Annotated in this window: 18 protein-coding genes and 1 tRNA gene; 12 read left to right on the forward strand and 7 right to left on the reverse strand. The window is 69.5% G+C overall.

Annotated elements, in window-relative coordinates; genetic code table 11:
• Positions 1 to 13: 13 nt before the first annotated feature.
• The 3 genes from ACGFX9_RS34810 to ACGFX9_RS34820 are packed head-to-tail and all read right to left on the reverse strand — an operon-like array spanning position 14 to position 2976.
• The gene (locus ACGFX9_RS34810) at positions 14 to 793 is read right to left on the reverse strand and encodes a TrmH family RNA methyltransferase (protein WP_393482628.1); all 780 of its coding nucleotides are present in this window, start codon (positions 791 to 793) and stop codon (positions 14 to 16) included.
• A gap of 42 nt (positions 794 to 835) precedes the next feature.
• Positions 836 to 2110 (reverse strand): HTTM domain-containing protein, encoded by a 1275-nt coding sequence (locus ACGFX9_RS34815; protein WP_393482631.1) that lies wholly within the window; start codon positions 2108 to 2110, stop codon positions 836 to 838.
• Entirely contained in the window at positions 2107 to 2976 is an 870-nt protein-coding gene (locus tag ACGFX9_RS34820) for a DUF5819 family protein (RefSeq protein ID WP_393482634.1), read from the reverse strand. The genes ACGFX9_RS34815 and ACGFX9_RS34820 overlap by 4 nt, the downstream gene beginning before the upstream one ends.
• Positions 2977 to 3201: 225 nt before the next feature.
• Between ACGFX9_RS34820 and paaA the strand changes: the two genes are divergently transcribed.
• The 6 genes from paaA to ACGFX9_RS34850 all read left to right on the forward strand — a co-directional run bounded on the left by paaA (position 3202) and on the right by ACGFX9_RS34850 (position 8110).
• Positions 3202 to 4200 (forward strand): 1,2-phenylacetyl-CoA epoxidase subunit PaaA, encoded by a 999-nt coding sequence (paaA, locus tag ACGFX9_RS34825; protein WP_393482637.1) that lies wholly within the window; start codon positions 3202 to 3204, stop codon positions 4198 to 4200.
• Positions 4197 to 4487 (forward strand): 1,2-phenylacetyl-CoA epoxidase subunit PaaB, encoded by a 291-nt coding sequence (paaB, locus tag ACGFX9_RS34830; RefSeq protein ID WP_380958928.1) that lies wholly within the window; start codon positions 4197 to 4199, stop codon positions 4485 to 4487. The genes paaA and paaB overlap by 4 nt, the downstream gene beginning before the upstream one ends.
• Complete coding sequence (gene paaC, locus ACGFX9_RS34835) at positions 4484 to 5233, forward strand: 1,2-phenylacetyl-CoA epoxidase subunit PaaC (RefSeq protein WP_393482640.1); 750 nt, start codon at positions 4484 to 4486, stop codon at positions 5231 to 5233. The genes paaB and paaC overlap by 4 nt, the downstream gene beginning before the upstream one ends.
• Positions 5227 to 5748, forward strand: coding sequence for a 1,2-phenylacetyl-CoA epoxidase subunit PaaD (paaD, locus tag ACGFX9_RS34840; protein WP_393482643.1), 522 nt, complete (start codon positions 5227 to 5229; stop codon positions 5746 to 5748). Before paaC ends, paaD begins: the two co-directional genes overlap by 7 nt.
• Positions 5748 to 6839, forward strand: coding sequence for a 1,2-phenylacetyl-CoA epoxidase subunit PaaE (gene paaE, locus ACGFX9_RS34845; RefSeq protein ID WP_393482646.1), 1092 nt, complete (start codon positions 5748 to 5750; stop codon positions 6837 to 6839). The genes paaD and paaE overlap by 1 nt, the downstream gene beginning before the upstream one ends.
• Positions 6840 to 6976: 137 nt before the next feature.
• Positions 6977 to 8110: an acyl-CoA dehydrogenase family protein gene (locus ACGFX9_RS34850; RefSeq protein WP_393482649.1), complete on the forward strand. Its 1134-nt coding sequence runs from the start codon at positions 6977 to 6979 to the stop codon at positions 8108 to 8110.
• 18 nt (positions 8111 to 8128) lie between these two features.
• Here ACGFX9_RS34850 and ACGFX9_RS34855 read toward each other — a convergent pair whose 3' ends face one another.
• From ACGFX9_RS34855 to ACGFX9_RS34870, 4 genes are all read right to left on the reverse strand, one after another.
• A complete protein-coding gene (locus ACGFX9_RS34855) occupies positions 8129 to 8476 on the reverse strand; it encodes a rhodanese-like domain-containing protein (RefSeq protein WP_393482652.1) in 348 nt (115 codons plus the stop codon).
• Between the two features lie 42 nt (positions 8477 to 8518).
• The gene (locus ACGFX9_RS34860) at positions 8519 to 9397 is read right to left on the reverse strand and encodes a J domain-containing protein (protein ID WP_393482655.1); all 879 of its coding nucleotides are present in this window, start codon (positions 9395 to 9397) and stop codon (positions 8519 to 8521) included.
• 126 nt (positions 9398 to 9523) lie between these two features.
• Positions 9524 to 10990 (reverse strand): DUF2252 domain-containing protein, encoded by a 1467-nt coding sequence (locus ACGFX9_RS34865; protein WP_393482940.1) that lies wholly within the window; start codon positions 10988 to 10990, stop codon positions 9524 to 9526.
• Positions 10991 to 11217: 227 nt separating this feature from the next.
• A tRNA-Leu gene (locus tag ACGFX9_RS34870) sits at positions 11218 to 11304 on the reverse strand.
• A gap of 413 nt (positions 11305 to 11717) precedes the next feature.
• On the opposite strand from ACGFX9_RS34870, the gene ACGFX9_RS34875 reads away from it, so the two are divergent.
• The 6 genes from ACGFX9_RS34875 (at position 11718) to pknB (ending at position 19918) form a co-directional block, all read left to right on the forward strand.
• Positions 11718 to 12644 (forward strand): FhaA domain-containing protein, encoded by a 927-nt coding sequence (locus ACGFX9_RS34875; protein ID WP_393482657.1) that lies wholly within the window; start codon positions 11718 to 11720, stop codon positions 12642 to 12644.
• A gap of 10 nt (positions 12645 to 12654) precedes the next feature.
• Complete coding sequence (locus tag ACGFX9_RS34880) at positions 12655 to 13179, forward strand: FHA domain-containing protein (RefSeq protein ID WP_361828992.1); 525 nt, start codon at positions 12655 to 12657, stop codon at positions 13177 to 13179.
• 120 nt (positions 13180 to 13299) lie between these two features.
• A complete protein-coding gene (locus ACGFX9_RS34885) occupies positions 13300 to 14838 on the forward strand; it encodes a Stp1/IreP family PP2C-type Ser/Thr phosphatase (protein ID WP_393482660.1) in 1539 nt (512 codons plus the stop codon).
• Between the two features lie 26 nt (positions 14839 to 14864).
• Positions 14865 to 16292, forward strand: coding sequence for an FtsW/RodA/SpoVE family cell cycle protein (locus ACGFX9_RS34890; protein ID WP_393482663.1), 1428 nt, complete (start codon positions 14865 to 14867; stop codon positions 16290 to 16292).
• Positions 16289 to 17752: a peptidoglycan D,D-transpeptidase FtsI family protein gene (locus ACGFX9_RS34895; RefSeq protein WP_393482665.1), complete on the forward strand. Its 1464-nt coding sequence runs from the start codon at positions 16289 to 16291 to the stop codon at positions 17750 to 17752. Before ACGFX9_RS34890 ends, ACGFX9_RS34895 begins: the two co-directional genes overlap by 4 nt.
• A 168-nt stretch (positions 17753 to 17920) precedes the next feature.
• On the forward strand, positions 17921 to 19918 hold the full coding sequence (pknB, locus tag ACGFX9_RS34900; protein WP_393482668.1) for a Stk1 family PASTA domain-containing Ser/Thr kinase: 1998 nt from the start codon (positions 17921 to 17923) through the stop codon (positions 19916 to 19918).
• Positions 19919 to 20022 lie beyond the last annotated feature (104 nt).

A 20022-nucleotide genomic window follows, 5' to 3' on the forward strand; every position in this document is an offset into this window, starting at 1 on the left:
ACTCCCGGCGGGTTCAGGCCTCCGTGCCCGGGGGCCTGCCCGCCGACCAGTGGAAGAGCGTCATCCCGACGCTGGTGGCCAGGTTGTAACTGGAGACCTGGGGCCGCATCGGCAGGGACACCAAGTGGTCGGCGCGGTCCCGCAGCCGCGCGGACAGGCCGCTGCGCTCGGACCCGAAGGCCAGCACGGCGTCGTCCGGCAGCTTGAGGCCGCGGATGTCCACGCCCTCCGCGTCGAGCGCGTACACCTGCCCCGGCGGCAGCTCCTCGACGTCCATCCGCTCGACGGCCGTGGCGAAGTGCAGGCCCGCACCTCCGCGTACGACGGTGGGGTGCCAGGGGTCGAGCGTGCCGGTCGTGACGACGCCCGTCGCCCCGAACCCCGCGGCGAGCCGGATCACGGCCCCCGCGTTGCCCAGATTGCGGGGATCGTCGAGGACGACGACTGGCGCGGACCTCGGCATGCGTGCCAGTGCCTCCAGATTGGCCGTACGCGAAGGACGCACCGCGAGGGCGGCGACCCCCGTGGGGTGCAGTCGCGGCACAAGGTGACGCAAGGTGCCGTCCGGGATCTCCACGAGGAGTGTTTCCAGGGCGCCGCGCACATCAGGCGCGAGCTCGTCGGCCAGGGCGAGTACGGCGGCCGTGTCGCTGGTCAGCGCCGCGGGGATGGTCGCTTTGAAGCGCAGCGCGTGCTTGATGGCGTGGAAGCCGTCCAGGAGCACGGAGGTGTCGGCGAGCGCCCGCCAGGCACGCACGGCGTCGTCCGGATCACGTTGGTGCGTCTCGTTCATCGCGCGCGTGTCCCGTTGATGCTCATCGCGCGTGCGTCCCGTTCATGAAGGGAAGCCTACGCGCGCGTGCTCGGTGGATTCCCTGGCCGGTTCCTCGTCCGCCGCGCGCTGCCCAGGCACCGTACCGCCGCGCGAGAACAGCGCTCCACGCGCGCGCGTCACCCATCCGCCGAGGCGCCGCAGGAACGACGTGGGCAGGAACACCGCGTCGGCCGCGATCATCGCGAGCGAGAAGAACGGCAGTCCGAGGAGGACCGCGATGAACGCGTGCTCGCAGATCATCGCGGCCAGCAGGACGTTCTTGACGCGCCTGTTGAAAAGGGTGAAGGGGAAGGCGACCTGCACGGCGACCGTCCCGTACGTCACCAGCATCACCATGAGGCCGTGCGAGGCGAGCAGGTCGGAGAGCGCGGGCCAGGGGGAGAAGTAGTCCAGACGCAGCGGGTAGTAGACCGCCGTGCCGTCCTGCCACCGACTGCCCTGGATCTTGTACCAGCCTGCCGTCGAGTAGATCAGACACGCCTCGACCATGATCACGAGCAGTGCCGCGTTGTGCGCGAGCTTCACGATGACGTCGAGCGTCATGCGCGCCTCACCGTGGGGCGCGCGACGCCCGACGGACCACCACAGGCCGTGCGCCAGCCACAGTCCCCAGAAGACCAGCAGCCAGCCTCCGCTGAGCTCCCCCATGAAGGTCACCACGGAGAGGGCCAGTCCAAGGACCCACCACAGCGCGGGCCCGACCTTGTCGACCGGCTCCCCTGACGTCCCCGGCTTCTCTGACGTCCCCGGCTTACTCGGTTTCCCCGGCTTCCCCAGTTCCTGGACCGACGTGGCACGCGCGCGTGCCGTGCGACGGGCGTCCAGCGACCAGACCTGGCCGCAGCGCGTGAATACCAGGTAGGTCGCCATCAGATGGATGACGTTGTCGCCGCCGTCTCCCATGAAGATGGAGCGGTTCTGCAGGGAGAGCACGCCGATCATGAACAGCACGGACATCGTGCGTGTGCGCCAGCCCAGCATCAGCAGGGCGCTGCTCAGGACGGCGAGCGCGTAGAGGACCTCGAACCAGACGCGCCCGTCGGACCACATCAGCGCCGTGAAGGCGTCGTTCTCCGCGATGAGCTGCTGGGCCATGTCCCAGTTCCAGGGGCTGTCGGGCCCGTACAGCTCGTGGCGGTGGGGGAGTTCGCGCAGCAGGAAGAGCAGCCAGGTGGCGGCGAAGCCGATGCGGATCACGGCGGTCTGGTACGGGCCGAGCGCGGATGCGGTGATCCGCTCGATGCCGCGCCCGAGCAAGGCGCCGAAGCGGTTCATCGGGCATCCCCCCGCGAGCCCTGGGCCTTGCCCAGGGGCATGTCGTCGGGCGTCACCGACCACCACGGGAGCTGACGCAGTACCGGCTTGGTGGCGATCTTCTCGTCACTCCACTCCGGGGCGGGCACGTTCGTGGTCCTGGAGCGGACCTGGACGCGCTCGATGGTGGCGCCCCGGCCCACGGGCTCCTCGCGGTCGAGGCGCATCATCACGATCCGGCGCACATAGCGCTCCGCGAGCTGTCCGCGCAGGCCGCGGGGACGATTCTGCGTGTCGTGCGCGGCTACGTAGAAGTCCCAGGCCCGTCGCAGCTCGTTCTGCTGCGTGTGGCTGGGGAGCGGATTGCCGTCGATGGCGGCGCCGTCGCGTGCGGAGAGGTCGTACCAGGCGGTGGTCCGGGTGGTCCCGCTCTCCGTACGGATCTCGGCGCGGGCCTGCACCGCGATGTTCTGCTGCATCGGGTTGGGCGCGAAGAGCTTCCAGTTCTGTTCGAACTCGGGGTAGACCCAGTCGTCGATGACCTGCCCGTGCTGCTTGGTCATGGTGTTCGAGGGGGCCACATGGAGGAAGAGCATCCCGACGTGGACGCAGGCCGTGACGGTGATGAGGGCGAGCGCGAGGACGGCGGCGACCTGGTAGCGCGGGGAGAGGGCGGCGAGGCCGGCGCGGCGCGGGGCGGGGGCGGGGATCGGTGAGGAACCGGCGGAGCCACCGCTCAGTGGGGGGTCGGCGGAATTGTTGAGCAGTGAAGCATTGGCGGGCCCGTCGGCGCGTCCATCGGCGAGTCCGCCGACTGGCGGAGAGCCGCCGAAGCCCTCGGCGGATCGCGGCGGCGGCTCGTTCGCGTTGTTGTCGTTCGCGTCCATTCCGCCCCGATTCCCGATCCCGCACGCTGACGCGCACGTCGGCCCGCCCGTCACACGGCTCTCTACCGCCCGCCTAGCACCGGAACGGTACTCATGCCTGCCCGCCAGGCACAGCGTCCGTGAAGTTATCCACAGGGTTGACACCTTATGGCGCTGAGCCGCACCATTGAATTCCACGAACCGAACGATCGGTCGGTAGCCAGCTAAAGGTCGAGGGGGACCGCGATGGCGACAGCAGCCGAGCACCAGACGGCCCGGTCCGAACCGGACCGGGCAGCGGCCGACGCCGCCCGCACAGCGGCGTACGAGGCCGCGTTCGACGCCGCCGTGGCGGCCGACGAGCGCATCGAGCCGCGTGACTGGATGCCCGACGCCTATCGCGCCTCGCTGGTCAGGCAGATAGCGCAGCACGCCCACTCCGAGATCATCGGCATGCAGCCCGAGGCGAACTGGATCACGCGCGCCCCGTCCCTGCGGCGCAAGGCGATCCTGATGGCCAAGGTGCAGGACGAGGCCGGCCACGGCCTGTATCTGTACAGCGCGGCCGAAACCCTCGGCACCGGCCGTGACGAGCTGCTCGACAAGCTCCACTCCGGCCGCCAGAAGTACTCGTCGATCTTCAACTACCCGACGCTGACCTGGGCCGACGTCGGCGCGATCGGCTGGCTGGTGGACGGCGCCGCGATCACCAACCAAGTCCCGCTCTGCCGCTGTTCGTACGGCCCCTATGCCCGCGCGATGGTCCGCGTCTGCAAGGAGGAGTCGTTCCACCAGCGCCAGGGGTACGAATCGCTGCTCGCCCTCAGCCGCGGCACCGAGGCCCAGCACGCGATGGCACAGGACGCGGTGGACCGCTGGTGGTGGCCGTCCCTGATGATGTTCGGCCCGCCCGACGACGAGTCGTCGCACTCGGAACAGTCGATGACCTGGAAGATAAAGCGCCACTCGAACGACGAGCTGCGCCAGCGCTTCGTGGACATCTGCGTCCCCCAGGCCGAGTCGCTCGGACTGACCCTCCCCGACCCGGACCTCGTGTGGAACGAAGAGCGGGGACAGCACGACTTCGGGGCGATCGACTGGACGGAGTTCTGGGCGGTCCTCAAGGGCAACGGCCCCTGCAACGAACAGCGGATCACCCAGCGCAAGAGCGCGCACGACGAAGGCGCCTGGGTGCGCGAGGCAGCAGCGGCGTTCGCCGCCAAGCACGGGGAGGCGAAGGCATGAGCAGCTCGACCGACTGGCCGCTGTGGGAGGTGTTCGTGCGCTCCCGCCGCGGGCTCTCCCACACGCACGCGGGCAGCCTGCACGCCCCGGACGCGGAGATGGCCCTGCGCAACGCGCGCGATCTGTACACGCGCAGGAGCGAGGGCGTCTCGATCTGGGTCGTGCCGTCCACCCAGATCACCGCCTCCTCGCCGGACGAGAAGGACTCGTTCTTCGAACCGGCAGGCGACAAGCCCTACCGCCACCCGACCTTCTACGAAATCCCGGAGGGGGTGAAGCACCTGTGACCGCGCCCCTGAGCCCGACGACATTCGCCGCGGCCCTCGCCCTGGGCGATGACGCGCTGGTGCTCTCGCACCGGCTGGGGGAGTGGGCGGGCCACGCACCCGTCCTCGAAGAAGAGGTCGCCCTCGCGAACATCGCCCTCGACCTGCTCGGCCAGGCCCGTGTCCTGCTCTCCCTGGCCGGCGACGAGGACGAACTGGCCTACCTCCGCGAGGAGCGCGCCTTTCGCAACCTCCAGCTGGTCGAGCAGCCGAACGGCGACTTCGCGCACACCATCGCCCGCCAGCTCTACTTCTCCACCTACCAGAAGCTGCTGTACGGGCAGTTGGCGAGCGGAGAGGGCGAGTTCGCCCCACTGGCGGCCAAGGCGGTCAAGGAGGTCGCCTACCACCAGGATCACGCGGAGCAGTGGACGCTGCGGCTCGGTGACGGGACGGGCGAGAGCCACGAGCGGATGGCGCGCGGGCTCGACACGCTCTGGCGGTTCACCGGGGAGATGTTCCAGCCGCTGGAAGCCCTGCAGAGCACCAGCCGTTCCAGCGGGGTCGACTGGCAGGCACTGCGGGAGGAGTGGACGGCCTCGGTGACCTCGGTCATCGAGAAAGCGACACTGACCGTTCCCTCCGGCCCCCAGGAAGGGGCCTGGGCCGCGGGCGCGGGCCGCCAGGGTCTGCACACCGAGCCCTTCGGGCGGATGCTCGCCGAGATGCAGCATCTGCACCGCAGCCACCCGGGGGCGTCATGGTGACCACCGCGCTCGAGGAGGAGCTCCTGGCCCTCGCGGGCTCGGTACCCGACCCGGAGCTGCCGGTCATCACCCTGGCCGAGCTGGGGGTACTGCGCGGCGTGCGCGTCAGCGCCCCGGGGAAGGTCGATGTCGAGCTGACCCCCACGTACACCGGCTGTCCGGCCATAGAGACCATGACGGCCGACATCGAGCAGGTGCTGCACGAGCACGGCATGGCCGAGGTCTCCGTGCGTACGGTGCTCTCGCCCGCCTGGTCCACGGACGACATCAGCGCCGAGGGCCGCCGCAAACTGGCGGAGTTCGGCATCGCGCCGCCGCGCCCGCACAGCACCCCAGGGCCCGGCAGCGGTGCCGGCACCGATGGCGGGCCGATACCGCTCACCCTCTCGGTCCGCTGCCCGCACTGCGGCTCGACCGACACCGAGCTGCTCAGCCGCTTCTCGTCGACGGCCTGCAAGGCCCTGCGCCGATGCGTGTCCTGCCGTGAACCGTTCGACCACTTCAAGGAGTTGTGATGGCGCGCTTCCACCAGCTCCGGGTAGCGGCGGTCGAGCAGCTCACCGACGACTCCGTGACGCTCACCTTCGAGGTGCCGCCCGCACTGCGCGAGGAGTACCGCTACGCACCGGGTCAGCATCTCGCCGTCCGCCGCTTCGTCGACGGCACCGAGATCCGGCGTACGTACTCGATCTGTGCGCCCGCCCCACGCCCCACAGACCCCTCGGAGCCACGGACCCTGCGGGTGGGGGTGCGCCTGGTCGAAGGCGGTGCATTCTCGACGTACGCCCACAAGGAAGTCGTCGTCGGCGATGAGCTTGAGGTGATGACGCCGGCCGGGCGCTTCACGCTGGAACCAGCCCCGGGCCGCTATGCGGCGGTGGTCGGCGGCAGCGGCATCACCCCGGTGCTCTCCATCGTCACGACACTCCTGGAGCAGGAACCGCAAGCCACGTTCTGCCTCATCCGGAGCGACCGCACCGCCGCGTCGACGATGTTCCTGGAGGAGGTCGCCGACCTCAAAGACCGCTGGCCGGACCGGTTCCAGCTGGTCACGGTGCTCTCCCGGGAGGAGCAGCAGTCGGGCCTCGACTCCGGACGGCTCGACGAGGAGAGGCTGGGCAGGCTGCTGCCCGCGCTGCTGCCGGTCGACGAGATCGCCGACTGGTTCCTGTGCGGTCCGTTCGGTCTGGTGCAGGGCGCGGAGAAGACGCTGCGCGGCCTGGGTGTGGCGCGTCAGCGCATCCACGAGGAGATATTCCACGTGGACGACGGCCTCAGCTCGCCGGCGCCCGTGGCGGCGATGTCCGCCGCCGCGAAGTCCGCCCCCGCGCACAGCACCGTGACGGTGACGCTCGACGGCCGCTCCGGCACCTGGCCGGTGCAGGACGGGGAGTCCCTGCTCGACACCGTGCTGCGCAACCGCGCGGACGCGCCGTACGCCTGCAAGGGCGGGGTCTGCGGGACCTGCCGGGCCTTCCGGGTCTCGGGCGAGGTGCGGATGGACCGCAACTTCGCGCTGGAGCCGGAGGAGACGGAGGCCGGATATGTGCTCGCGTGCCAGTCGCATCCGGCCACGGACACGGTGGAGTTGGACTTCGACCGCTGAGCGGGCGCCATTGAACGGGCGCCGTCCCTCTGCCGCTGTTCCCTTCCCATAGAACCTGTTCTATCTTGACGACCCATCGTGACGACCCGTCAGAAACAATGGGGCCGTCGATCGGCCGGTGCACGGGAGGACAAGCAGTGGACTTCACCTTCACCGAGGAACAGCAGGCGGCCGTCGAAGCGGCGAAGGCACTCTTCGCCTCCGTCGCGCCCGACACAGTGCCGAGCCCCGCCCTCGTACCGGGCGCCGTCGCCGAGGACTTCGACCGCGCACTGTGGGCCAAGCTCGCCGACGCCGACCTGCTCAGCCTGCTGCTCGACCCCGAGCACGGCGGTGCGGGCCTGGACGCCATCGCCCTCTGCCTGGTCCTGCGCGAATCCGCGAGGCGGCTCGCCCGGATACCGCTCCTGGAGAGCAGCTCAGCCGCCTACGCCGTACAGACCTACGGCGGCCCGGAGTTGAAGCAGCGGATCCTGCCGGGAGCCGCCCGCGGCGAGATCGTCCTGACCGTCGCGGCGAACGGCCGCACGGGGCACGACCCCGCCGAACTCGCCGTCACCGCACGGCAGGACGGCGACCGATGGCTGCTCGACGGCATACAGACAGCCGTGCCCTGGGCCCAGAACGCCGACTTCATCGTGGTCCCCGCCCACACAGCCGCAGGCCGGTCCGTCCTCGCCCTGGTCCCCCGCGTCCACGAAGGCCTCACCCTCGCCGACCAGGTGTCCACGAGCGGTGAACGCCTCGGCGAACTCAGCCTGGACTCCGTACGCATCGACGGCGCCGACGTCATCGAGGCCGACGGCGCATGGGACTGGCTGCGCGATCTGCTCGCCACTGGCACCTGCGCCCTAGCGCTCGGCCTCGGCGAGGGGGTACTGCGCATGACCGGCGAATACACCAGCAAGCGCGAGCAGTTCGGCTACCCCGTCGCCACCTTCCAGGCCGTGGCGGTGCAGGCAGCCGACCGCTACATAGACCTGCGCGCGATGGAGGTCACCCTCTGGCAGGCCGCCTGGCGGATCAGCACGGGGGCGAGCGGCGCCCTGCCCGCCACAGGTGATGTGGCGGTCGCCAAGATCTGGGCGTCGGACGGGGTCCGCAGGGTCGTACAGACGGCCCAGCATCTGCACGGCGGTTTCGGATCCGACACCGACTACCCCCTGCACCGGTACCACGCCTGGGCCAAGCAGCTGGAGCTCTCCCTCGGCCCGGCCGCGGCACACGAGGAAGCACTGGGCGACCTCCTGGCCGCCCACCCCCTCGGCTGAACCGCAGCCGAAAAAGAGCTAGATCACGGCGCCCGGCTGGCCCTTGCCATCGACGACGGGCCGCCCCGCGGCCTCCCAGCTCTGCATGCCGCCGTCGACGTTCACGGCGTCGATGCCCTGCTGGACGAGGTACATGGCGACCTGCGCCGAGCGTCCGCCGACCCGGCAGATGACGTTGACCTTGCCGTCCTGCGGGGCGGCCTCGGTCAACTCGCCGTAGCGGGAGACGAACTCGCTCATCGGGATGTGCAGCGCACCCGCGGCGTGGCCCGCCTGCCATTCGTCGTCCTCGCGGACATCAAGGAGAAAGGCGTCGGGCGCGAGTTCGCCGATCCCGACCGTGGGCACCTGTGATCCGAAAGCCATGCCCCGACGCTACCCGACGGGGCGCCCGGTCAGCCGCGCGAGCTACGCGGTCAGCCGCGCAAGCTCCGCCTCGCGCTCGGTGACCTGCGCGAGCAGCTGCTCGGCGATCTCCTCGAGAAGCTGATCGGGATCGTCCGGCGCCATCCGCAGCATCGCGCCGATCGCACCCTCCTCCAGCTCCCGGGCGACCACGCTGAGCAGTTCCTTGCGCTGGGAGAGCCACTCAAGGCGGGCGTAGAGCTCCTCGCTCTTGCTGGGCCACCGCTGCTCACGCACCGGCCCGGCGGCCCACTCCTCGGAAAGCTCCCGCAGCAGGGGCTCGTCCCCACGCGCGTAGGCCGCGTTGACCCGCGTGATGAACTCCTCACGGCGGTCGCGCTCCTGGTCGTCCTGGGCCAGGTCGGGGTGGGACTTGCGGACCAGCTCGCGGTAGAGCTTGCGGGCCTCGTCGCTCGGCCGCACCCGCTGCGGGGGCCGAACCGACTGATCGGTGAGCATCGCCGCGGCCTCCGGGTAGAGACCCTCGCCGTCCATCCAGCCGTGGAACAGCTCCTCGACGCCCGGCATCGGCATGACCCGCGCCCGCGCCTCGTCCGCCTTGCGCCGGTCCTCGGGGTCACCGCTGCGGGCCGCCTTGGCCTCGGCGATGTCCGCGTCGAGCTCGTCGAGGCGCGCGTACATCGGGCCGAGCTTCTGGTGGTGCAGCCGGGAGAAGTTCTCCACCTCGACCCGGAACGTCTCCACGGCGATCTCGTACTCGATCAGCGCCTGCTCGGCCGCGCGCACCGCCTTTTCGAGCCGGTCCTCCGGCCGCCCGGCGCCATCCTGCCCGGCCGCCCCGTCAGGGCCTTGGTGACCAGCGGTCATGGTCACGGGATCAGGCGTCTGGGGCTGCGTCGGCTCGGCTTCCGGGGTCGTCACCCGTCCAGCGTAGGCCACCGGCACACCGCCCGGCCCGCGACGGCCCACGAGGCCCCGAGAGCCGCCTCCGGGCCCCCTCTCCCCCCCTCCCCTCCCCTCCCCGCCCTCCCCCTCACCCCCCACCCCTCACACCCCCGCCTCCGCAGCCACCCGTCCCTCCTTGACGGCGCGCACCAGCTCGGCGTGGTCGGCCTCCGTGCGGTCGGCGTAGGCCACCGCGAACCCCGCCACCGCCTCGTCCAGCTCGTCGTTCTTGCCCGCGTACCCGGCGATGAGGCGTGGGTCGGCGCTGTGCGCGTGGGCGCGGGCCAGCAGGGCCCCGGTCATCCGGCCGTAGTCGTCCATCTGGTCGGCGGCCAGGGCCGCGGGGTCCACGCTTCCCTTGCGGTTCCTGAACTGCCGTACCTGGAAAGGCTTTTCGGCCACCGTCGTCCAGCCGAGCAAGAAGTCGCTGACCACCTGCATCCGCTTCTGCCCGAGCACCACCCGGCGCCCCTCGTGCTCGGCCTTGGGCACCGCGAAGCCCGCCGCGGGCAGGTACGGAAGCAGCGCGGAGGGCCGCGCCTCCTTGACCTGGAGCACCAGTGGCTCGCCCCGGTGGTCGAGCAGCAGGACCACATAGGACCGCAGGCCGACGCTTCCCGTGCCCACGACGCGGAACGCCACGTCCTGGATCGCGTACCGCGCGAGGAGCGGCAGCCGGTCCTCGGGGAGCGTGCCCAGATACTCCCCGAGCGCGGACGCGACCTCGGCCGCCTCCGCGTCCGGTATTCGCCGCAGCACCGGCGGGGCATCGACGAAGCGGCGCCCCCGAGAACCGGCACCATCACCCCCGGCATCCACCGGCTCGGTGGACTTGGCGGCGAACCGGGCGCTCGTGTTCTGGCGGGCCTTCTCGGAGACCCGTTCCAGGGTGCCGAGCAGATCGCGCGCGTCCGTGTGCGAGACCAACTCCTCGTCCGCTATGGCGTTCCACGCGTCGAGCGACGGGAGCTTCGCCAGCAGCCGCATCGTGCGGCGGTAGGCCCCCACCGCGTCGAACGCCGCTTCCCGGCAGACGTCCTCGTCGGCCCCCGCCTCACGCCCCGCGAGCACCAGGGAGGCCGCGAGCCGCTTCACGTCCCACTCCCAGGGCCCGTGCCCCGTCTCGTCGAAGTCGTTCAGGTCGATGATGAGCTCGCCCCGCGCGTCCCCGTACAGACCGAAGTTCGCCGCGTGCGCGTCACCGCATATCTGGGCGCCGATCCCCGTCGAAGGGGTCCGCGCGAGGTCGTACGCCATGAGACCGGCGGAGCCGCGGAGAAAGGCGAAGGGCGTCGCGGCCATCCTGCCCATCCGGATCGGCGCCAGCTCGGGGATCCTGCCGCGGTTGGACTCCTCCACGGCGGCGACCGGGTCAGGGCGGCCGTCGTCCTCGGCGAACCACTCGTGCGAGGCACGGCTCACGCGCCCTCGCAGCGCCTTGCCCTCCCGCTTCGGCGAAACCCCCGGGCCCGCCGCGAGCCCTCCCGCGAACCCCTCCACGTACGGCAGCCGCACGCCCTTGAAGCGCTCCTCGGGCTGCGCCTCGAACTCTGCCTTGACCTGCGCCATGACCACCCCCACCGTCCCGGCGACCCCCACGGCCATCACCTGGCATTGAAGGTACCGCCGGGCGCCGGACAGCGTCAGAGCCTGTGGATAACCCGGGATCTGTGGACAACCCGGCGCCCCCGACGGCTACCGGTGACATAGATCACCAAGAGACCGCGCGGTGGCTGCGGCACAACGAAAAGCGGGCCTCCACCAGAACTTTCGTCCTGATGGAGACCCGCTCCACATGGTGCGCGAGGGGGGAGTTGAACCCCCACGCCCTTTCGGGCACTGGAACCTGAATCCAGCGCGTCTGCCTATTCCGCCACCCGCGCATGGGTGTTGTCTTCGGTCTCTCACCGCTTGCTGCGAACTGCTTGGTGTGAGCGCCTGCCGACATCCAGAAGATTAGCACGGTGCCGAGGGTGGGTTCACATCCGTATTCGGGGGCACCTGCCCCCAGGCGATGCCGACCGGCGACCGCCGGGTGGCCCTCCGGCCGACCGACTTCCGCCGTACCCGGCGAAGGTCCGCAGTCGGGTGCGGGACACTGGTTTGAGGCCCCCTCTACGATCCCTCCTAGAGGAGCCCGAGAGGAGCCCGGAAGGATCCCGGAACCCCAGCGCGGGCATGCCTTGTGAGAGGCGACACTCAGCGACTGGGCGGACAGGGGGAACCAGCCGATTTCCCGGCGCGTGGATACGATCAGTAAGCAGTACCAGGATGACTACGACGGAGGAGGTGCCCCATGGGAGTCATGAAGAAGTTCGAGCAGCGACTCGAAGGTCTCGTCAACGGCACCTTCGCCAAGGTGTTCAAGTCCGAGGTCCAGCCCGTCGAGATCGCCGGCGCCCTGCAGCGCGAGTGCGACAACAACGCGACGATCTGGAACCGCGAGCGGACCGTCGTCCCCAATGACTTCATCGTGGAGCTCAGCGCGCCCGACTTCGAGCGCCTGAGCCCCTACTCGGGGCAGCTCGGCGACGAGCTCTCCGGGATGGTGCGCGAGTACGCCAAGCAGCAGCGGTACAGCTTCATGGGCCCCATCAAGGTCCACCTGGAGAAGGCCGAGGACCTCGACACGGGTCTGTACCGAGTGCGCAGCCGCACGCTCGCGTCCAGCACCTCCCAGAGCCCGGAGCGCGCCCCTGCGGGCTCCACGGGCCCGGGTCACGGCGCGGGCCCCGGCCCAGCCGGTCACGCGGGTCAAGGCCCCGCGGACCGCAGGCCCCCCGCAGCCGGTGCGGGCGGCGGCGGTGGCTACGGCTATCCGCAGCAGCCCTCCAGCGCTCCTCCCATGCCCGCCGCGCCGCCTCCGGGCGGACGTCCCGGCGGCCCGGCACCAGTACCCAACCGCCCGCAGGGCCCCGGCGCGGGGCCCCTTCCGGGTGCGCAGGTGCGGCGCTGGATCGAGATCAACGGCAATCGCCATCAGATCTCCCGCCCGACGCTGGTGCTGGGTCGCAGCACCGACGCCGATGTGCGGATCGACGACCCCGGCGTATCGCGCCGGCACTGTGAGATCCGGACCGGAACGCCCTCGACGATCCAGGATCTCGGGTCTACCAACGGCATCGTGGTAGACGGGCAGCACACCACCCGCGCTACGCTCCGCGACGGCTCGCGGATCGTCGTGGGCCAAACCACCATCGTTTACCGGCAAGCCGAAGGGTGAAGCGGGGGCAATGTCAGAGCTGACCCTGACGGTCATGCGGCTGGGTTTCCTAGCCGTTCTGTGGCTGTTCGTGATCGTGGCCGTCCAGGTCATCCGAAGCGACCTGTTCGGGACGCGTGTCACGCAGCGCGGTTCGCGCCGTGAGAACGCGCGTCCGCAGCAGGCCGCCCGCCAGCAACAGCAGGCGGCCACACCACCTCCCCAGCGCCAGCAGCAGGGCGGCGGGCGGCAGCGCCGTGGCGCCCCCAGCAAGCTGGTCGTATCCGAAGGGATCCTCGCGGGCACGACGGTCGCCCTGCAGGGCCAGACCATCACGCTGGGCCGGGCGCACGATTCGACGATCGTGCTGGACGACGACTACGCGTCCAGCAGGCATGCCAGGATCTACCCGGACCGCGACGGCCAGTGGATCGTCGAGGATCTCGGGTCCACCAACGGCACGTATCTCGACCGGACCCGACTCACCACCCCGACGCCCGTTCCCCTTGGGGCGCCGATCCGCATCGGCAAGACCGTCATCGAGCTGCGGAAGTAGTACGAAAATGAGCGAGCGGAGCGAGCGAGTCGACGCGGTCCACACACTGGACGCCAGCGCGCTCCCGACCGGAGGGTGGGCACCGTGCGGATGTACCCGGAGCCGACGGGCGAGGTGCGCATGAGTCTGTCTTTGCGTTTCGCCGCCGGATCGCACAAAGGCATGATCCGGGAGGGGAACGAGGACTCCGGTTACGCCGGTCCGCGTCTCCTCGCGATCGCCGACGGCATGGGGGGCCAGGCCGCGGGCGAGGTCGCGAGCTCCGAGGTGATCTCGACGCTCGTCACCCTCGACGACGACGTGCCGGGATCGGACATCCTCACGTCGCTCGGCACCGCCGTGCAGCGCGCCAACGACCAACTGCGCCTGATGGTCGAGGAGGATCCCCAGCTCGAGGGCATGGGGACCACCCTGACGGCACTTCTGTGGACGGGTCAGCGCCTTGGCCTCGTCCACGTCGGTGACTCACGGGCGTACCTCCTTCGGGATGGTGTTCTCACGCAGATCACCCAGGACCACACCTGGGTGCAGCGGCTCGTCGACGAGGGCCGGATCACCGAGGAAGAAGCCACCACCCACCCGCAGCGCTCCTTGCTGATGCGCGCGCTCGGCAGTGGCGAGCATGTCGAGCCGGATCTCTCCATCCGTGAAGTCCGCGCGGGCGACCGGTACTTGATCTGCTCTGACGGCCTCTCCGGCGTCGTGTCGCACCAGACCATGGAAGACACCCTCGCGAGCTACCACGGCCCGCAGGAGACCGTGCAGGAGCTCATCCAGCTCGCGCTGCGCGGCGGCGGGCCCGACAACATCACGGTGATCGTCGCCGATGTCCTGGACATCGACAGCGGCGACACCCTGGCCGGCCAGCTCTCCGACACCCCCGTGGTCGTCGGCGCGGTCGCCGAGAACCAGCTCCAGGCGCAGGACGACGGCGCCATGCAGACGCCCGCGGGCCGTGCGTCGGGCCTCGGGCGTCCGGTGCCCCCGCAGCCCTCCGGAGGCGGCTTCGGGCCGCCCGGAAGCGGTGACACGACGGGATACGTTCCCGAGGGAAGCTTCGGCGCGTTCAGCGACGAGGACTTCGTGAAGCCCGGCGGGCGCCGCAAGTGGCTCAAGAGATCGCTCTACACCGTGCTCGCCCTCGCGGTCATCGGCGGCGGCCTCTACGGCGGCTACCGCTGGACTCAAACCCAGTACTACGTAGGCACGAACGACAAGAACGTCGCCCTGTACCGCGGCATCGATCAGGATCTGGCCTGGGTCAGCCTGTCGAAGGTCGAGGAGAACTACCCGAAGATCGAACTCAAGTACCTGCCGCCGTATCAGCGCAAGCAGGTCGAGGCGACCATCGCCGAGGGCAACCTCGACGACGCCAAGGGCAAGATCAAGGAGCTCGGCATGCAGGCCTCGGCGTGCCAGAAGGACGCCGAGCGCCGCCAGGCCGAGCGCGAGAACGCCAAGCCCGGCGAGGGCGAGGCGGGCGGGACGACCGGTCTCACCAAGGCCGAGGACGACCCGACCACGTCGCCCGACAAGAACAAGAACAGCGACTCGAACAAGACAGACGCCAACAAGTCCAAGACCGCACCGACTCCCACACCCGGCCCCAGCCTCTCCGAGGACGAGGAGAAGCTGGTCCCACTGTGCGGTAAGCAGTAAGCAGCCGTTGGGGGCCTTTGCACGCCATGAGCAGTAGCACTACACACACGTCGACCATCGGCGCGATCGGAGCGCCGAGCAGGCGCAACACCGAGCTCGCGCTCCTCGCGTTCGCCGTCGTCATCCCGCTGTTCGCCTACGTCAACGTAGGGCTCGCGATCGACGGCGAGCTGCCGTCCGGCATGCTCGGCTACGGCTGTGGCATCGGGCTGCTCGCGGCCGTCGGTCACATCGTGGTGCGCAGGTTCGCGCCCTACGCGGACCCGCTGCTGCTGCCGCTCGCGACGCTGCTCAATGGGCTTGGTCTGGTTGTCATTTGGCGCCTGGACCAGTCTGAGAAGCTGCAGAACATCGCCAAGGCGGCCACCGGCTCCTTCAGCGCCTCCGCGCCCAAGCAGCTGATGTACTCGGCCATCGGCATCGCGCTCTTCGTGGCCGTGCTGCTGCTGCTCAAGGACCACCGTGTCCTGCAGCGCTACACGTACATCTCGATGGTCGGGTCCCTCGTCCTGCTGCTGCTTCCGCTCGTTCCGGGCCTCGGCATGAACATTTTCGGCGCGAGGATCTGGATCAGCGTCGGCGGATTCTCCATCCAGCCCGGTGAGTTCGCGAAGATCGTCATCGCGATCTTCTTCGCGGGCTATCTGATGGTGAAGCGCGACGCGCTCGCGCTGGCCAGCCGCCGCTTCATGGGGATCTACCTGCCGCGTGGCCGTGACCTCGGTCCGATCATCGTGGTCTGGGCGATGTCCATCCTGATCCTGGTCTTCGAGACCGACCTCGGTACGTCGCTGCTGTTCTTCGGCATGTTCGTCGTGATGCTGTACGTCGCCACGGAGCGCACCAGCTGGATCGTGTTCGGCCTGGTGATGTCCTCGGTGGGCGCCGTGGGTGTGGCCACTTTCGAGCCGCACGTCCAGGAGCGTGTGGACGCCTGGCTGAACCCGTTCTCCGACGCCGTCATCGCCTCGACGGGCAGTGACCAGATCGCCCAGTCCCTGATGGCGTTCGGCTCGGGCGGCGTGCTCGGCACCGGCCTCGGCCAGGGCCACTCCGACCTGATCGGCTTCGCCGCCAACTCCGACTTCATCCTCGCCACCTTCGGCGAGGAGCTGGGTCTCGCCGGTGTCATGGCGATCCTGCTGATCTACGGGCTGATCGTGGAGCGCGGTGTGCGTACGGCGCTCGCCGCCCGCGACCCGTTCGGCAAGCTCCTGGCGATCGGCCTGTCCGGCGCCTTCGCCATCCAGGTGTTCGTCGTCTCCGGCGGTGTCATGGGCCTGATCCCGCTGACCGGTATGACCATGCCGTTCCTCGCGAACGGCGGTTCCTCCGTGATCGCCAACTGGGCTCTGATCGGCATCCTCATCCGCATCAGCGACACCGCACGACGCCCCGCGCCGGCCCCCGCCCCCAACCCCGACGCCGAGATGACCCAGGTGGTCCGACCGTGAACAAGCCCCTGCGCCGGATCGCGATCTTCTGCGGACTGCTCGTCCTCGCCCTGCTCGCCCGGGACAACTGGCTTCAGTACGTACAGGCCGACACTCTGGCCGAGCACGACAAGAACCGCCGCGTCTCCATCGAGCGGTACGCCTCGCCGCGCGGCGACATCATCGTCGACGGCAAGGCCATCACCGGCTCCAAGGAGACCGAGGGCGGCGACTACAAGTACAAGAGGACGTACAAGGACGGGCCCATGTGGTCGCCCGTCACCGGCTTCGCCTCGCAGCGCATCGGTGCCACGCAGATCGAGTCCATCGAGGACGGCATCCTCACCGGCAACGACGACCGGCTCTTCTTCACCCGCAGCCTGGACATGATCACGGGTAAGAAGAAGGAGGGCGGCAATGCCGTCACGACCCTCAACGCCGCCGCGCAGAAGGCCGCGTACAAGGGCCTGAAGGGTCGCGGCAAGGGCGCAGTCGCCGCGCTGGACCCGTCCACCGGCGCGATCCTGGCGCTGGCCTCCGCTCCTTCGTACGACCCCTCGACGTTCGCGGGCAACACGGACGAGGAAGCCGAGGAGTTCGGGAAGCTGGACAAGAACAAAGACCAGCCGATGCTCAACCGCGCCCTGCGCGAGACGTACCCGCCGGGCTCCACCTTCAAGGCGGTCACCGCCGCGGCGGCCCTGGAGCACGAGCTGTACAAGGACATCGACGCGCCCACCAAGTCCCCGCTGCCCTGGACGATGCCCGACACCACGCAGCCGCTGCCGAACGAAGGCAACCTCCCCTGCAAGAACGCCTCGCTGCGTGAGGCGCTGCGGGTGTCCTGCAACACGGTCTTCGGCAAGATCGGCTCGGACCTCGGCAAGGACAAGATGCTTGAGACGGCCGAGAAGTTCGGCTTCAACGAAGAGCAGTTCGTGCCGGTCCGCTCGAACGCCTCCGTCTTCCCCAAGAAGATGGACAGGCCGCAGACCGCGCTCTCCTCCATCGGCCAGTTCGAGACGGCCGCGACGCCGCTGCAGATGGCCATGGTCGCCTCGGCCATCGCCAACGACGGCAAGCTGATGGAGCCGTACATGGTGAGCGAGCTTCAGGCGCCGAACCTGGACGTGATCGAGAAGCACGCGCCCAAGGAGATGAGCCGGCCGGTCTCCGAGGAGAACGCGCAGAAGCTGCAGGACATGATGGAGACGGTCATCAACGACGGCACCGGTACGAACGCCAAGATCCCCGGCGTCACGGTGGGTGGCAAGACCGGTACGGCCCAGCACGGCGTCGACAACAGCGAGAACCCCTACGCGTGGTTCATCAGCTACGCCAAGACCGACTCCGGTTCGCCGGTGGCGGTCGCCGTGGTCGTCGAGGACGACAAGGCCGGCCGCGACGACATCTCCGGTGGCGGTCTGGCCGCTCCCATCGCCAAGAGCGTGATGCAGGCGGTGCTCGACAGCAAGAAGTGACGCGCATCACGGCCTCTTCACATCAGTGCACGTTGCGATACCGGTCCTGTATCGGGTGACGGTGGCGGCCGGGTCACGTAAGGCGAGCCGGGTACGGTATGCCCGGACAGCACACCGCCGGACCACACAAGGGTGCGGTCGGGACTGACGGAGAGGGCTGGATTAGCTATGGAAGAGCCGCGTCGCCTCGGCGGGCGGTACGAGCTGGGCCAGGTGCTCGGCCGTGGTGGGATGGCGGAGGTCTACCTCGCGCACGACACCCGCCTCGGCCGCACCGTGGCGGTGAAGACGCTGCGCGTTGACCTCGCGCGCGACCCGTCATTCCAGGCCCGGTTCCGCCGCGAGGCCCAGTCGGCCGCCTCGCTCAACCATCCTGCGATCGTCGCGGTCTACGACACCGGCGAGGACTACGTGGACGGGGTCTCGATCCCGTACATCGTGATGGAGTACGTCGACGGCTCCACCCTGCGTGAGCTGCTGCACTCCGGGCGCAAGCTGCTGCCCGAGCGCGCCATGGAGATGACGATCGGCATCCTCCAGGCCCTTGAGTACTCCCACCGCAACGGCATCGTCCACCGTGACATCAAGCCCGCGAACGTCATGCTGACGCGCAACGGCCAGGTCAAGGTCATGGACTTCGGCATCGCCCGCGCGATGGGCGACTCCGGGATGACGATGACGCAGACGGCGGCGGTCATCGGCACGGCGCAGTACCTCTCGCCGGAGCAGGCCAAGGGCGAGCAGGTCGACGCGCGCTCCGACCTCTACTCGACGGGCTGCCTGCTCTACGAGCTCCTGACGGTGCGCCCGCCGTTCGTCGGGGACTCCCCGGTGGCGGTCGCCTACCAGCACGTACGGGAGGAGCCGCAGGCCCCGAGCGTCTTCGACGGCGAGATCACGCCGGAGATGGACGCGATCGTCCTGAAGGCCCTCACCAAGGACCCGGACTACCGCTACCAGTCGGCCGACGAGATGCGCGCCGACATCGAGGCCTGCCTCGACGGCCAGCCCGTCCAGGCCACCGCGGCCATGGGCGCGGTCGGCTACGGCGGCCACCCCGATGACCAGCAGACGGCGATGCTGCGCCCGCAGAACGGCGGCGGCCAGACATCGATGATGCCGCCGGTCGGCCCGGACGACGGCTACGACGATCATTCGCGCCGCCGCCAGAAGAAGAGCAACACCTCCACGATCCTGTTGATCCTGGCGGGGCTGCTTGTTCTCGTCGGCGCGATCCTGATCGGGAAGACGTTCATGGGGGGCGGTGGCGGCAGCGACTCGATCAAGGCGCCGAACTTCGTGGGCGAGAAGTACAAGGACGCGCAGACGCAGGCCAGTAACGTCGACCTGAAGATCGCGGTTTCGGAACGCAAGGAATGCGCGTCCCAGAGCAAGGGCAAGATCTGCAGCCAGGACCCCAAGGCCAACACCGATGTCGAGAAGAACTCGACCATCAACGTGGTCGTGTCCACCGGTGCTCCGAAGATCCTCGTCCCGGACGTTCAGGGCCTGAGCTACGCGAAGGCCGAGAAGCAGCTCAACGACAAGGGCTTCACCGACGTCCAGAAGGAGTCGGAGGAGTCCGAGCAGACTCCCGGCACGGTCATCGACCAGGACCCCGCACGCGACACCGAGGCGGCGAAGGACGCCACGATCACGCTGACCGTCGCCAAGGCGGCCGAGAAGGCCACGGTCCCCGATGTCGCCGGCAAGACCTGCGAAGAGGCCAAGGCCCAGCTGAAGACCAACGACCTCGTCGGTACGTGCGAGGAAGAAGAGAGCGACTCTGTCGAGGCCGGCAAGGTCATCTCGCAGAGCCTCGCCCCGCAGAGCCAGGCGGACCCGGGCTCGACGGTCACACTGAAGGTCGCCAAGGCCGCCGAGAAGGCCACCGTGCCGGCGCTCACGGGCCAGAAGCTCAAGGACGCCCGTAAGGCCATCGAGGACGCCGATCTGACGGTCGGCACCATTACGGGCCCGCAGGAGGACGATGCCCTCGTGGTCCTCTCCCAGCCCGGCGCCAACGAGCAGGTCGACCCGGGCACCGCGGTCAACCTGACCACGGCAGGTGGCAACCAGGGCGACAACGGCGGCGGCAACGGCGGGGACGACGGAGGCGGCTTCCTCGGGGGCAACGCCGGCTTCTCCCGCAACAACGAGGACTGAGCGCCCACCTCGTAGCCGTACACGAGAAAGAGCCCCGGCCACCGCGCGGTACGCGGCGGCCGGGGCTCTCAGTACTTTCTGGGCGCAGTACTTTCTGGGCGCAG

This window comes from Streptomyces sp. NPDC048436, assembly GCF_043200355.1.
In the GTDB taxonomy this organism is placed as follows: domain Bacteria; phylum Actinomycetota; class Actinomycetes; order Streptomycetales; family Streptomycetaceae; genus Streptomyces.

What these genes read in the sequence shown, in the direction of transcription:
- ACGFX9_RS34810 (WP_393482628.1), bottom strand. Translation starts at nt 793, where the DNA reads ATGAACGAGACGCACCAACGTGATCCGGACGACGCCGTGCGTGCCTGG.
- ACGFX9_RS34815 (WP_393482631.1), bottom strand. Translation starts at nt 2,110, where the DNA reads ATGAACCGCTTCGGCGCCTTGCTCGGGCGCGGCATCGAGCGGATCACC.
- ACGFX9_RS34820 (WP_393482634.1), bottom strand. Translation starts at nt 2,976, where the DNA reads ATGGACGCGAACGACAACAACGCGAACGAGCCGCCGCCGCGATCCGCC.
- paaA (WP_393482637.1), top strand. Translation starts at nt 3,202, where the DNA reads ATGGCGACAGCAGCCGAGCACCAGACGGCCCGGTCCGAACCGGACCGG.
- paaB (WP_380958928.1), top strand. Translation starts at nt 4,197, where the DNA reads ATGAGCAGCTCGACCGACTGGCCGCTGTGGGAGGTGTTCGTGCGCTCC.
- paaD (WP_393482643.1), top strand. Translation starts at nt 5,227, where the DNA reads ATGGTGACCACCGCGCTCGAGGAGGAGCTCCTGGCCCTCGCGGGCTCG.
- paaE (WP_393482646.1), top strand. Translation starts at nt 5,748, where the DNA reads ATGGCGCGCTTCCACCAGCTCCGGGTAGCGGCGGTCGAGCAGCTCACC.
- ACGFX9_RS34855 (WP_393482652.1), bottom strand. Translation starts at nt 8,476, where the DNA reads ATGGCTTTCGGATCACAGGTGCCCACGGTCGGGATCGGCGAACTCGCG.
- ACGFX9_RS34865 (WP_393482940.1), bottom strand. Translation starts at nt 10,990, where the DNA reads ATGGCGCAGGTCAAGGCAGAGTTCGAGGCGCAGCCCGAGGAGCGCTTC.
- ACGFX9_RS34875 (WP_393482657.1), top strand. Translation starts at nt 11,718, where the DNA reads ATGGGAGTCATGAAGAAGTTCGAGCAGCGACTCGAAGGTCTCGTCAAC.
- ACGFX9_RS34880 (WP_361828992.1), top strand. Translation starts at nt 12,655, where the DNA reads ATGTCAGAGCTGACCCTGACGGTCATGCGGCTGGGTTTCCTAGCCGTT.
- ACGFX9_RS34885 (WP_393482660.1), top strand. Translation starts at nt 13,300, where the DNA reads ATGAGTCTGTCTTTGCGTTTCGCCGCCGGATCGCACAAAGGCATGATC.
- ACGFX9_RS34890 (WP_393482663.1), top strand. Translation starts at nt 14,865, where the DNA reads ATGAGCAGTAGCACTACACACACGTCGACCATCGGCGCGATCGGAGCG.
- pknB (WP_393482668.1), top strand. Translation starts at nt 17,921, where the DNA reads ATGGAAGAGCCGCGTCGCCTCGGCGGGCGGTACGAGCTGGGCCAGGTG.